The organism is Clostridium sp. ETTB3 (genome assembly GCF_053571985.1).
Genome location: NZ_CP199832.1, coordinates 2,154,347 through 2,168,648, shown reverse-complemented (window position 1 = coordinate 2,168,648; position 14,302 = coordinate 2,154,347). Strand labels below are relative to the sequence as shown.

At 27.0% G+C, this 14,302-nt stretch carries 12 protein-coding genes; 7 read left to right on the top strand and 5 right to left on the bottom strand.

Going from position 1 to position 14,302, the window contains the following annotated elements; translation table 11 throughout:
* Positions 1-3 precede the first annotated feature (3 nt).
* The gene (locus tag ACUN06_RS10655; RefSeq protein WP_291733967.1) at positions 4-633 is read left to right on the top strand and encodes a TerD family protein; all 630 of its coding nucleotides are present in this window, start codon (positions 4-6) and stop codon (positions 631-633) included.
* Between the two features lie 133 nt (positions 634-766).
* Complete coding sequence (locus ACUN06_RS10650) at positions 767-3,418, top strand: calcium-translocating P-type ATPase, PMCA-type (RefSeq protein WP_294125309.1); 2,652 nt, start codon at positions 767-769, stop codon at positions 3,416-3,418.
* 52 nt (positions 3,419-3,470) lie between these two features.
* Here ACUN06_RS10650 and ACUN06_RS10645 read toward each other — a convergent pair whose 3' ends face one another.
* The 3 genes from ACUN06_RS10645 to ACUN06_RS10635 form a co-directional block, all read right to left on the bottom strand.
* Positions 3,471-5,387, bottom strand: a complete 1,917-nt coding sequence (locus tag ACUN06_RS10645; RefSeq protein ID WP_449389765.1) for an ABC-F family ATP-binding cassette domain-containing protein — start codon at positions 5,385-5,387, stop codon at positions 3,471-3,473.
* A 144-nt stretch (positions 5,388-5,531) separates the two neighbouring features.
* Complete coding sequence (locus tag ACUN06_RS10640; protein WP_302541553.1) at positions 5,532-6,149, bottom strand: DUF4397 domain-containing protein; 618 nt, start codon at positions 6,147-6,149, stop codon at positions 5,532-5,534.
* A 10-nt stretch (positions 6,150-6,159) separates the two neighbouring features.
* Entirely contained in the window at positions 6,160-6,813 is a 654-nt protein-coding gene (locus ACUN06_RS10635) for a hypothetical protein (RefSeq protein WP_302541551.1), read from the bottom strand.
* A gap of 166 nt (positions 6,814-6,979) precedes the next feature.
* Between ACUN06_RS10635 and ACUN06_RS10630 the strand changes: the two genes are divergently transcribed.
* Positions 6,980-8,275, top strand: coding sequence for an aminotransferase class V-fold PLP-dependent enzyme (locus ACUN06_RS10630; protein WP_449389764.1), 1,296 nt, complete (start codon positions 6,980-6,982; stop codon positions 8,273-8,275).
* Positions 8,276-8,412: 137 nt separating this feature from the next.
* On the opposite strand, the gene ACUN06_RS10625 is transcribed toward ACUN06_RS10630, so the two are convergent.
* Positions 8,413-9,639: a 6-phosphofructokinase gene (locus ACUN06_RS10625; protein WP_449389763.1), complete on the bottom strand. Its 1,227-nt coding sequence runs from the start codon at positions 9,637-9,639 to the stop codon at positions 8,413-8,415.
* Between the two features lie 237 nt (positions 9,640-9,876).
* Here ACUN06_RS10625 and ACUN06_RS10620 point away from each other — a divergent pair, with 237 nt between their 5' ends.
* Positions 9,877-10,434 carry a manganese efflux pump MntP gene (locus ACUN06_RS10620; protein WP_301953877.1) on the top strand — a complete coding sequence of 186 codons (558 nt, stop codon included), beginning with the start codon at positions 9,877-9,879 and terminating at the stop codon, positions 10,432-10,434.
* Positions 10,435-10,581: 147 nt separating this feature from the next.
* Positions 10,582-11,784: a dicarboxylate/amino acid:cation symporter gene (locus ACUN06_RS10615; protein ID WP_412192545.1), complete on the top strand. Its 1,203-nt coding sequence runs from the start codon at positions 10,582-10,584 to the stop codon at positions 11,782-11,784.
* A 145-nt stretch (positions 11,785-11,929) separates the two neighbouring features.
* Here the strand turns inward: ACUN06_RS10615 and ACUN06_RS10610 are convergent, their stop codons facing one another.
* Positions 11,930-12,616 carry a YjjG family noncanonical pyrimidine nucleotidase gene (locus ACUN06_RS10610; RefSeq protein WP_291733986.1) on the bottom strand — a complete coding sequence of 229 codons (687 nt, stop codon included), beginning with the start codon at positions 12,614-12,616 and terminating at the stop codon, positions 11,930-11,932.
* 154 nt (positions 12,617-12,770) lie between these two features.
* Between ACUN06_RS10610 and ybaK the strand changes: the two genes are divergently transcribed.
* Both ybaK and ACUN06_RS10600 read left to right on the top strand, forming a co-directional pair.
* Positions 12,771-13,256 (top strand): Cys-tRNA(Pro) deacylase, encoded by a 486-nt coding sequence (ybaK, locus tag ACUN06_RS10605; protein ID WP_291733988.1) that lies wholly within the window; start codon positions 12,771-12,773, stop codon positions 13,254-13,256.
* Positions 13,257-13,601: 345 nt separating this feature from the next.
* Positions 13,602-14,273, top strand: a complete 672-nt coding sequence (locus ACUN06_RS10600) for a manganese catalase family protein (RefSeq protein WP_449389762.1) — start codon at positions 13,602-13,604, stop codon at positions 14,271-14,273.
* Positions 14,274-14,302 lie beyond the last annotated feature (29 nt).

Genomic DNA, 14,302 nt, shown 5'->3' with positions numbered 1-14,302 from the left:
TAAATGGGAATTAATTTAGGTGCAGGATTTGAAAATTTAAATGGAAATTCAAGTATTTCTAATCAATCAGCGGGAATTTTAAATTTAAATAAAAATGATATTTTAGATTTAACAAAAAAAAATCCTGGATTAAAGAAAGTAAGACTTGGAGCTGGATGGGATATTGCAAATAATGGTTTAGATTATGATTTAGATATAGCAGCATTTTTATTAGATTCTAATAATAAGTTTAATACAGTATCAAATATTATATTTTTTAATAATAAAGAGAGTCAGGGAATTTCGTTAGCTGGAGATAATAGAACAGGAGCTGGTGAAGGTGATGATGAAGTTATAAACATAAATTTAGAAGAAATTAATCCTAATATAGCAAAAATAGTTTTTGTTGTTACTATACATGAGGCTCAGGCAAAAAGACAAACATTTGGAATGGTTGAAAATTCATATGTAAGATTAGTAGATTTAGAAAATAATAAAAGGGAAATTTGTAGATTTAATTTAAAAGAAAATGGATCTACAGCTACATCTGTAATTTTTGCTGAACTTAATAGAAAAGGTTCAGAATGGCAATTTAAAGCTATTGGAGAAGGAAAAATTGCTGATTTAAATGGTGTTTTAGCTTTATATCAATAATAAATATTAAAATAAGCAAGATATACATGCAAAAGTTAATTTAACTTTTGCATGTATATTTTAAAAAATAATCTTATAATAAATGTTAATATAAAATATATGATATATAAGTTTGAGTTATAAGGAGGATGTAATGATTAAGGGACTTAATAAAGACCAAGTAGAACAAAGTAGGAAGTTACATGGAGATAATATAATTCATGAAGCTGAACAAGAAACATTTTGGGACAAGTTTAAAGGGGCATTTGATGATCCAATGATAAAGTTATTACTTGTAATTGCTGCAATTATGGCTATTATGGCAGTTATGGGATATGCAGAGTTTGGAGAAATTATTGGTATAGTAATTTCTGTGTTACTTGTTACTGGAATTTCGGCAAAAACTGAAATTGCAAGTGATAATGAATATAGAAAATTAAAAGATTCAACCAAAAAAGAGGTATGTAAGGTACATAGGGATGGAAAGGTTGTAGAAGTAGAAATTAATGAATTAGTTGTTGGTGATTTAGTAATTCTTCAAAGTGGTGATAAAATTCCAGCTGATGGATATCTTTATCAAGGTGAATTAAGAGTTGATAATTCAGCACTTAATGGAGAAGCTGAAGAATGCAGAAAAGTTGCTGTAAGTGATTTTAAGGCTTATAAAGAATTGGCTATGACAGCTGATGTAACAGGGGATACTTTTGTTGATGCACATTCATTATTTAGAGGTGCTGTTGTATTTAATGGCGAAGGGATAATGGAAATTACTAAGGTTGGAATGAAGACAATGATGGGTGCAATGGCTGAAGATATGGCTGATGATGAAGTAGAAAGCCCATTAAAGGTAAAGCTTGCTAAATTAGCATCTCAAATTTCTATGTTTGGATATATTGGTTCAGTAGTTATTGCTTTAGCATTATTAGCTCATAAGGTGGTTATAGCTGGAGGCTTTGCTGATTACTTTGCAAATGGTGGAGTAATGGTATTTAAAGATGTATTAGAAGCTATTATGCTTGCTGTTGTTATAGTAGTTATGGCTGTTCCAGAAGGACTTCCTCTTATGATAGCAATTGTTTTAATGAGAAATACTGCAAAGATGCTTCAAAACAATGTACTTGTTAGAAAGCCAATAGGAATTGAAACTGCAGGTTCATTAAATATATTATTTTCAGATAAGACAGGAACAATAACTAAAGGTGAATTAGAAGTTGTAGAATTTTTTGATGGTAACTTAAAGGATAGTTATAAAGATGGATCAAAGATTAAAGAAATGATGGCTTTATGCATTGGAAAAAATACAGGCTCAATGTTTGATGCAAATGGAAAAGTTATTGGAGGAAATGCTACAGATAAAGCATTATTAAACTTTTTAACTCAAGCAGAAATGAATAAATTAGAAGATTTAAAGGTAGAAAAATCACAAGGATTTAATTCTGCAAATAAATATTCTGCAAGCCAATTAAATGGTAAAACTGTATATAAGGGTGCACCAGAAAGATTACTTACAAAAGCTACTAAGATGTTAGATGAAAATGGAAATGTTGTAGCTATTGATAAAAAGAAAATTAACGATAAGATAGATAGATTAGCAGAAAGAGCAATGAGAGTATTATCATTTGCTTATAGTGAAAGTGAATTAATAGAAGATACATTACCAGATGATTTAGTAATGGTAGGATTTGTTGGAATTCGTGATGATGTTAGACCAGAAGCTAAACAAGCAATAAAGGAAGTTCAAAATGCCGGTGTACAAGTAGTAATGATAACTGGTGACAGAAAGGAAACTGCTGTTGCAATTGCAAAAGAAGCTGGATTATTAAATTCTAAATCAGATGTTGCATTAACATCAGAAGAATTAAATAAAATGTCAGATAAAGAAGTTAAAGCAATTTTACCTAATTTAAAAGTTATTGCTAGAGCATTACCTACAGATAAATCAAGAATGGTAAAACTTGCACAAGAGTTAAACCTTGTATGTGGTATGACTGGTGATGGTGTTAATGATGCTCCTGCATTAAAGAGAGCAGATGTTGGATTTGCAATGGGTAGTGGTACTGATGTAGCAAAAGAAGCTGGTGCAATTGTTATCTTAGATGATAACTTTAAATCTATTGAAAATGCAATATTATATGGAAGAACAATTTATAATAATATATTAAAATTTATAAAATTCCAATTAACAATTAATGTTGGTGCAGTTGCAGTTTGTGCTATAGCTCCTTTCTTTGGAATCGAAGAACCATTAAAAATAACTCATATATTATGGATTAATTTAGTTATGGATGGTCTTGGTGCATTAGCTTTAGGATCTGAACCAGCACTTAAAAAGTATATGCTTGAAAAACCTAAGTCTAGAACTCAAAGTATTGTTTCAGCTAAAATGATGAATCAAATTCTTTTTGCTGGAGCATGGGTTGCAGTATTAAGCTTTGCATTCTTAAAGGCACCATTCTTTATAAATATGTTTGCAAATACAGAAGAACATATGACAGCATATTTTTCAATGTTTGTACTTTGTGCAGTATTTAATGGATTTAATGTAAGAAGCAATACTATAAATATTTTTGAACATATTAAGGAAAATATGAGTTTCTTAAAGGTTATGGGTGTTATAGTAATAGTTCAAGCTGCATTAACTTTAGTTGGAGGAGAATTATTTAGTTGTACTCCAATTACAGTAAAGAATTGGCTTGTTATAATAGCTATGGCATTTACAATAATTCCAGTAGACATGATAAGAAAAGTTATATTTAATAGCTTAGATAAAGAAAAAGATTTAAAAAATTTAGCTAAATCAGCTTAATAAGAAATGGGCTGTTGCACTAAGTAATTTAGTACAACAGCCCATTTATTTATTAAGCTAATGATTCCCATTCATCATATAAATTAGCAATTAGCTGCTCTAATGATTTAATTTCATTATTAACCCTTTGACTTTCAGAAGGATTAGAATATATAGATTCTAAGCAAAGCTGTTCTTGTAAATTATTTAATTCATCTTCTTTTTCAGAAATTGTTTTTTCAAGATTTTTAATTTTTAATTGTATAGCTTTAGCTTCTTTTTCAGCTTCTCTTTTCTTTTTCTTTTCATCCTTAAGTTGAGTCTTTGTTTTTCCATTTGCTAATTCTTCATAACTTTCAAATCTACTTGGATTAAGCTTTTTTTCTTGGTAGTAACTATAATTACCTAAATATTCAGATACACCATCTTCTTTTAATTCTAATATACGACTAATTACTTTATTTAAGAAATATCTATCATGGGATATTACCATTAATGTACCATCATATTCTAAAATAGCATCTTCTAAGGCTTCTCTAGATATAATATCAAGATGGTTAGTAGGTTCGTCTAATAATAATAAATTAGATTTTGAAAGAATTAGTTTTAATAAATTGATTCTACATTTTTCTCCACCACTAAGAGTATTTATTACTTTAAATACATCATCACCAGTAAATAAGAATGAAGCAAGATAGCTTCTAAGTTTGGAAGTTGTTAAATTAGGAAAGTCATCCCATACTTCATCTATAATAGTCTTATCTAAATTTAAGTCAGATTGCTCTTGATCATAGTATCCAACGTTAACATTAGTACCTAATACTTTTACACCTTTATCAACTTCCACTTTATCCATTATTATTTTAAATAATGTAGTTTTACCACGACCATTTTCTCCAATTAAAGCTACCTTTTCTCCACGCTTTAAATCTAAATTTAAGTTTGAAAATAATGATTTATCTCCATAAGATTTAGCCATATTTTCTATATGAAGCACATCATAACCGCTTTTTACTGAAGCTTCAAATTTAATTTTAGAAGCTTCTTTTGCATGAGTTGGAGCTTCTATTTTCTCCATTTTTTCAAGAACCTTTTCTCTACTTTCAGCAGCTCGTATACTTTTTTCTCTATTAAATGAGCGGAATTTTTCAATAATTGCTTCTTGTCTTTTAATTTCAGCTTGTTGAAGATTATAAGCTTTTAATTTTGTTTCATAATTCTTTTTTCTTAAATCTATAAATTTAGTATAAGGAACATTATAGCATTCTACTTTACCACCAATTACTTCAAAAGTATTATTAGTAACAGAATCTAAGAAAAATCTATCGTGAGATATTACTAAAACAGTTCCCTTATAATTTTTCATATAATCTTCTAACCAACTTATAGCTTCTAAATCTAAGTGGTTAGTTGGTTCATCAAGTAATATAATATCTGGTTTACGTAATAATAATTTACATAAAGCAACCCTTGTTTTTTGTCCACCACTTAATGTATTGATAGATTTATAAAAATCATTTTCAGTAAAACCAAGGCCTTTCAATACTCTTGAAATTTCTCCTTTATACACATATCCACCTTTATGAGAATATAAATCTTGAAGTGTTGTATAATCTTTAATAAGTTTTTCATGATAAGAAGCCTTTTTTTCATCATAAGGTTCACTCATTTTTATTTCTAAAGATGAAAGCTTTGATTCTATATTTAATAATTCATCAAAAACAGAAAGAGCCTCTTCATAAATGTTTTTTTCTGAATTTAATGCTAAATTTTGTGATAAGTAACCTAGTGTTTTATTTTTATCTATAAATACTTCACCAGAATCTTGGGATAGTTCTTTTGTTATTATTTTAAAAAGTGTAGATTTTCCCTCACCATTAGCACCAATAATTCCAACTTTATCTCCTTCATTAATGGAAAAAGTAATGTTTTTAAGTATATCTCTAATTCCATAGCTTTTACATATATCTTTACAACTTAGTATTATCATAATTTCCTCCGTTATAGTGAAGCTTCGTAAGTGAAATTTAAAATTAAATTTGCACATTTGTCATAAAAAAGTTTTTCAGTTTAATTATACTATTATAGCAAATCTATATCAAACCTAAAAAAGAGCTGCTAAGAAACAACTCCTTTAAATTAAGTCATCAACAAATAAATAACCCATAATAGGTTTACAAGCAAAAACTCCAATTATATAAATAGTATAAAATTTTCCACCATCTAAAGTAATATTTTTAATATATTTTGCAGTAAGCTGAGAAGTGCCAACTAATACTTTAAAATTATATATTCCAGAGGAAAGTGGATAATAACTTGTAGTTTCTAAATATTCAACACTATTAAATAATACAGAATTATTAGGCAAAGACAAGCTTAGTAATGGTGAATTATTAGATAAGTTTATAAATCTTAAAAATGCTTGTGTCTTTTGTATAGGTACATTATCATCCCTTAATTTAAATAAAAATAAGTTATTAGATAATGTAACAAATGATATTGTATAATTTGTATTAGCAATTAATTCAAGGGTTTGAGTTAAAATTGGTTTATCATAAGTTCCAGTTAAATAAAGCTGAAATTCATATTCTCCTGGAGTTAATGTAATATACTTAGATATCTTTCCAAAGGAAATATTACTTGTTAATAATGAACCATTTGCATAAATATCAACATTGGATGATGTTGGATTAGCGTGGATAATTCTTATATTAGTATTAACTCTAGGAAGATACTTGCTGAATAATTCCATAAAAATTCACCTACTTATTACAATTATCTAGAGAAATTTTAATGATTTTTTTTATTAATATTTTAGCAATTGGATAAGGAATTCTATAAGCTTTCATTGTAGCTAATATTCCAGAATGATCATTTTCAATTTTAGAAAAAATATTATTTACTTCTTCTTCAGTACAACTATTTTTACGTGATTCATTAATAGAATAATCTAAAGAAAGATCAAAATTTCTTAAGACATCAACAGCATTAACAGAATTATTTAAGTATCTTGGTTTTATAGTCGGTTCATTATATGAATGAAGTAAATCATTATTTAATTCATCTGGATATTCTAATTCTAAAGATTTATTATTAGAGGTTTCTTCAGATTGTGTAGTGTTTTTTGAATTGTTATTGTATAGTGAATTATCATTATTTAAATTAGGTGTATTTTTAGGGTAAGGCATAAGTGGTGCCATTACAGGAGTAATAGAATCAACCATTTCTAATGGAATAGGGCTGACATTTAAGTTTGGAAGATCTAAGGAAATAGAGCCAAATATTCCTGAAAGGGATAATCCATCTAAGTTATAAAGTATTGGAAATTTTGAACCATTTGGTGAAAGAGAAGAATCAATATTTAAAGGTATAAATTTTAAATCATCATTATCTATATTAGCTTTTTTTGAATTCATTATTTCCCTCCAAAAAATAAATTTATTAACAATATATGTGTTTTAAACACATATGTTACTTTATAGAATATGAGTATTATAGAGGATATATTACAAGTGAATGAGTTAAGGAAATCAATGTAACAATAGATATTGCAAGGAATATATTATACTGGAGGGGATTATTATGCATAGAGATAGTATAGATGATTTAAGAAAACTATTTGTAGGGTTGGATAAAAAGGTTAATATAAATGGGAAAGGGCGAATTGTTCCTATAAATTTTGATAATGCAGCTACCACTCCGCCTTTTAAAAGAGTTGTAAAAAGAGTTTTAGAAACTACTGAATATTATGGATCAATTGCAAGAGGTGATGGTCAGAAATCACAATATTGTAGTGATTTATATGAAGAGTGTAGAAGATATATTTTAAAGTATTTTAATGCGCCAGAAGAAATTTATACTGCCATTTTTGTTGGAAACACTACAGATGGATTAAATAAATTATCTAATATATTAATTAATAATAAAGATGATATAGTAATTACAACTAGAATGGAACATCATTCAAATGATTTACCATGGAGAAATAAATGTGATTTGAAGTATGTAGAAGTTAATGAAGATGGAAGAATAAATATAAATGAAATTGAAGAATTAATAGAAAGATATAAAGAAAAAGTAAAGTATATAACAATAACAGGAGCATCAAATGTTACTGGTTATATTAATGATATAAGAAAAATTTCAGGATTGATTCATAAATATGGAGGAAAAATAATAGTTGATGGAGCACAATTAGTACCTCATAAAAAAATATGTATGTATAAAAAAGATAGCTTAGAAAATATAGATTTTCTAGTTTTTTCTGGACATAAGATATATGCACCATTTGGAAGTGGAGCAATTATTGGTTTAAGGGAGGATTTTAACAATAATTTACCAGATACAAAAGGTGGAGGAACTGTTGAATATGTAATAGATAATAATCAGTTATGGCTTAATACTCCAGAAAAAAATGAAGCAGGAACACCAAATTTATTTGGTGCGGTAGCTATTATGGAAGCAATGAAAGAAATTGAAAAGATAGGATTTGAAAGAATAGAAAAAAATGAAAAGGAATTATTGCAATATTTAATTAACGGACTCAAGGAATTAAATAGAGTAAAATTATATGCTGATAATGATTGTATAGAAGATAGGCTTGGAATATTGGTATTTACTATTGATGGTATGAAATATTATGAAGTTGGAGAAAAACTATCAGAAATTAAGGCAATAGGGGTAAGGCAAGGAGGATTTTGTTCTCATCCATATACAAGAAGAGTATTAGGAATACCTAATAATCAACTTCAAGAATATATAAACAAAAATGGAATACCTGGATTAGTTAGAGTAAGCTTAGGAATATATAATAGTAAAAAAGAAGCGAATATATTTTTAGAAACAGTTGAGCTTTTATGTAGAAGATACGCAAGATAGTTAAGAGTGGCAAGTAGCAAGAGAGTTAAAAGTGACAAGTGGCAAGTTAAGGAAGAAATTCCGTAAGGAATTTCTAAGAATGTATTTTTTTTAAATTCAGCTAATGCTGAATTTTTACCTTAACTTGAAACTTGTCACTAATTAAATTGTTTATTAAACACCTTAAATGAAGGCATTGCAACTGATGAAATAACTGAAGGAACTGAAGAAATTAAAGGAGTTAAGTATTCAAGGGCTTCAGGTTTTATATTGTTTCCTTCTTCATTTATCCATTCTGTTGGGAAGTATTTAACATTATTTGCAACTTTATCTGCTTCTATTAAGAAATATGATGATTTATATGGAGAGTTACTTTCACGTTTAATACCAATCATGTAACCACATTTGCCAAGAGAAGCTTGCTTTAATGCTTCATATCCAACTTCATATGCTTCTTCTATATCAATGTTAGAAGCACAGTGCATTGCACATCTTTGTAATACTCCAAGTTCTAAAGATTTTACTCTACTAGTGATTCCAGAAGAAATTATTAGGTTCTTTAGGAAGTTACCTACACCACCTAATTGCGCATGTCCAAATTTATCGTGAGCTTGTGCATGAGCTTCAGCAATAAATTTACCTTCAGCATTTCTTATTCCTTCAGAAACAACTATATAAACTTGGTTTTGTTCTTCAAATTTATTTTTAACATCTACTAAAAATTTATCAATATCAAATGCTGTTTCAGGTAAGTAAATAAAATCAGCAACTTGTTTACCATTTAATTTAGCTAATGCAGCAGCAGAAGCTAACCAACCAGTATCACGTCCCATGGTTTCTAATATAAAGATTCCATTGTTTATGTAAACAGATGAATCTAAATAAGTTTCTAATACAGAAGTAGCAATAAATTTTGCTGCACTTCCAAAACCCGGTGTATGATCAGTATACATTAAATCATTATCTATAGTTTTTGGTATTCCTATAAATTTAACATCTATTCCAGTTTTTTTTGCATAAGCACTTAACTTTGCAGTAGTATCCATTGAATCATTTCCACCAACATAAAAGAAGGCTTTAATATCATTAGATTTTAATATTTCTAATAACTTATCATATTCTTCAGTTGATTCTTCAAGTTTTTTCATTTTGTATCTGCAAGATCCTAAGCCAGATGATGGAGTATATTTAAAGTTATTTATTTCTTCTTGTGAAATTGAAGAAAGTTCAATTATATTACCATTTAATATACCTTCAATTCCATTTAAACCAGCAAAAACTTTATTAAAACTTCCTAAAGTTTTATTTGCTTCTAATAATCCAACAACACTAGAATTAATTACAGATGTAGGGCCGCCTGATTGTGCTATAATGCAATTACTCATTAAAATAATCTCCTTTAAGTTAAATTTAATTAAGTTACGTATTAATAATAAATGTACATTAAATCCTTATTCTTAAGGGTTAATATGATATACTATTTCGTTCGTTAGTAAATACAATATATACTATACAACAAAAGCCAACAAAATGAAAGATAAAAAAATAAATTTTACAATATGTAGCATAGCTTTAAAGCACACTTAATAAAATTATATAAATACTTGAAGCAGGAGGGGAAAATGAATCTTAAAGATATAATTATAGTTGGTGTTGCATTAGCTATGGATGCTGTAGGTGTAAGTATAAGTATAGGCGTAAATTCAGCTATAAATAAAAAGAATAAAATAGAATTTATTATATCGTTTGCTTTTTTTCAATTTTTATTCTTTTTTTTAGGGAAAATAAGTGGAAATTTATTTGAAACATATATTACAGCAATACCAAATGTTATTGGAGGAATTGCTATAGCTATTGTAGGAATATTAATGATAAGTGATGGATTTGAAAATAAGGAAAATGACGAAAGAATGTTATTAAAAAAAGGAGTAGCGTTAATATTAGGAGTTTCAGTAAGTATAGATGCATTTGTAATTGGTTTTACAGGATTTGGTTATATCAGCAATATAATACGAATAATTTTTGAATGTTCAATTGTTGGATTTATAACTTTAATATTATGTACTTTTGCATTTTTTTTATGTAGATATATAAGAAAGGTAGAATTTATTTCTAAGTATGCTGATTTTTTTGGTGGAGTAACATTAATTATTTTTGCAATTAAAATGATATTTTTTTAAAATTAAAACCCATATTAAACAATAACTTGATAAAATTACATAATTTTTTTCTCTAAAATAATTTGACAATATGTAAATTATAAGTTATATTGATTACAAGAGAAAGACGTTTGTATTTTATTGGAGGACAAATAAAGGGGGAAAATTATGAAAAAGTTAGCTTTAATTACAAAAATATTTTTATTTTTAATATTAGGAATAGGAATTGGATTAATATGTGGGGTAAATAATATTCAATTTCCAATTAAAATATTAGCAACCTTTAGTGGATTATTTAGTAATTTTTTATCTTTTGTAATTCCATTAATAATAATTGGATTTATAGTTCCTGGTATAGCATCATTAGGAAGTAAATCAGGAAAGGGACTTATAATAACTACAATAATTGCTTATATATCTACATTACTAGCAGGACTTTTAGCATATTTAATTGGTTCAGGACTTCTTCCTAAATTAATAAGTGGAAATGTAGCATTAAGTGAAGGTGGAAAAACAGTAGAACCTTATTTTAATATTGAAATTCCAGCAATAATGGGTGTTATGTCTGCATTAGTATTAGCTTTTGTTTTAGGAATAGGTTTATCTAAAATAAAAAATAGTGCTATGCTAAAGGTTGCTGAAGAATTTAATCAAATAGTTTTAATGATAGTAACTAATGTTTTAATTCCATTAGTACCTATATATATTGGATGTGTTTTTGCAAAATTAAGTTATAGTGGAGAAATTTTTAATACATTAAAATCTTTTGGAATAGTATATGTTTTACTATTTGCATTACAATTAACTTATATATGTATTCAATACTGTATTGCAGGAGCAATTAAAAAACAAAATCCATTTAAATTAATAAAAAATATGGTACCAGCATATATGACTGCGGTTGGAACACAATCTTCAGCTGCTACAATACCAGTAACATTACAATGTGTTAAGAAAAATGATGTTAATGAAGAAGTTTTAGATTTTGTTGTACCTTTAGGTGCAACAATACATTTAGCAGGAGATACTATTACTTTAGTTCTTACTTCTATGGCAGTTATGTATATGAATGGACAAACTCCTACATTTGGGATGATAATGCCATTTATATTTATGTTAGGTGTAACAATGGTAGCGGCTCCAGGAGTTCCAGGAGGTGGTGTAATGGCTGCACTTGGACTTTTAGAATCAATGCTTGGATTTGGGGCAATAGAAAAACCAGTTATGATTGCATTACATGCAGCACAAGATAGTTTTGGTACTGCAACTAATGTTACAGGTGATGGAGCTATAGCTATACTTGTTGATTATATTATTAATAAGAAAAAAGGTAATAGTATTTCAAAAGAAGATAAAGTTATATCAGCGTAAATTTTGTTGAAAATATAGTTTTTAGATTAAATGAAATAGGGCTGTCACACTAAAAATTTTATACACAATATGATTGTAGTATTTATTCTTAATGCGACATCCCTTTTGTTTTAATTATAAAGTATTTATACTATGTAAAACTTTATTAAATTTCTAATATATTAAATAAATCTTTAAGTGAGTGTATTATATATTTTGGTTTTATATCACTATTATTTATAGTGCCTTCTTTACATATCCAACATGTATCAATTTTTGCATCATTTCCACCCTTTATATCAGATGTGAGAGAATCTCCTATAACAAGTGCTTTAGAAGAATCAAAGTTATCTATATTTGTTTTTACAAAGTTAAAAAATAATTTAGAAGGTTTGTTTGATCCTATTTCTTCTGATATAAAGCTTTTTTCAAAATATTTGTCTAATCCAGAGTTTTTCATTCTATGAGTTTGTGTTTTAGCTACTCCATTAGTTATAATATATAGTTTATATTTTTTATTAAGTTCTGCAAGTGTTTCATCAACATATGGCATCTTTTGTATTCCTTTATTTAAATATGAGCGATAGGTTTTTTCAAAATCTTGTCCATCAACAGTTTTGTTGTATAAATTCATAAGTCTTGAAAATCTTGTATTTATTACATCATTAATTGTAAGTTCTTCACGTTCAACAGCTTTCCACATTTCATGATTAATTTCTTTATAATTATTATATAATTCTAAGGTATACTCTATACCTTTGTCTAACATAGTGTTTTTAAATGATTCAAATTCATTACAATCAAAGTCAAGAAGTGTATTGTCAATATCAAATAATAATATTTCATATTTCATATTTTAATCATCCTTTCTTATTATTAAAATTTTAGTTATTTATTTTATAATAATATTTATTTTGATAATTATAAATAGTAGATATATAAATAAAATTGATTTGTATAAATTTATATGAAATAATATTATAATTTGGGATAGGAGTGTGATAAATATGTCTAAAGAAAAGATTGTAAAAACAAATGCAATGAGAATATTAGATTTAAAGAAAATAAATTATGAAATTATTAGTTATGAAAGTAAAGATGGAAAAATTGATGGGGTATCGGTAGCACATAAAATTGGTATATGTGAGGATAATGTATTTAAGACTTTAGTAGTACAAGGTTTGAGCAGAGAAATATATGTTTTTGTTATTCCAGTAGCAAAAGAATTAAATTTAAAAAAAGTTGCTTTATTAACTGGTGAGAAAAAAGTAGAAATGATTAATGTTAATGATATTATGAAGTATACTGGATATATTCGTGGTGGGTGTTCACCAATAGGTCAAAAGAAAGAGTATAAAACTTTTATACATGAAAGTTGTAAGGGATTAGATTTTATTATTGTTAGTGCTGGAAAAATTGGATATCAAATAAAAATAAATCCTAATGATTTGATAAATGTAGTATCGGGAAAAGTTGAATATATAATAAAATAATTATTATATAAATATGTCTATATTATTAAATTTCAAAAAATAATTATATGAAAGATAAAATACAAGTTAAATTTGATTTTACTTGTATTTTTTGTGTAATTTATAACTTATGTATAATAACTACATATTATGTAATTGAGAATAAGGTATGAGGTGAAAGGTTTAAATAATAAAGAAAATTTAATGTCTCAATATGGTGGACCAGATGGTGAACTAAGTGCATCACTTAGATATCAAAATCAAAGATATATAATAATTTTAAAAAAATAAAAATAGAAATGAATAATATATATTAAGTTTTTAAATAATAAATTATATAAATTTATTATTTGGAGGAATGATAAAATGTTTGAACATAAAAAGCAGTTATTACATGAAGTAAAGGTTGAAAAGCCTAATCCTCAATATGCAGTATTAATGCAAGAGCAACTAGGAGGTGGAAATGGAGAGCTTAAGGCAGCAATGCAATATATTTCTCAAAGTTTTAGAATAAAAGATCCTGAAATAAAAGATTTATTTTTAGATATTGGAGCAGAAGAGTTAAGTCATATGGAAATGGTTGCGCAAACTATTAATTTATTAAATGGGCATGATGTTAATAATAATGATGTATTTAATGGTGAAATTCAAACCCATGTACAATGTGGGTTATCACCTGTTTTAATAAATTCATCAGGAGCACCTTGGACAGCTGATTATGTAACTGTTACGGGAGATTTAGTTGCTGACTTATTATCTAATATTGCATCAGAACAAAGGGCTAAAGTTGTTTATGAATATCTGTATATGCAAATAGATGATAAGGAAGTTAAAGCAACAATAGATTTCTTACTTAACAGAGAAGAAGCACATAATGCATTATTTAGAGAAGCTTTAAATAAAGTTCAAAAAAGTGGTTCTAATAAGGACTTTGGAGTTACAGAAGATTCTAAGTTATACTTTGATTTATCAACACCTGGGCCTTCACATGAACCACCAAATCCAACTGCACCTTCATTTGAAAATCCAAGAAAATAATTATATACTAATTAATTAAAATTAAAAAG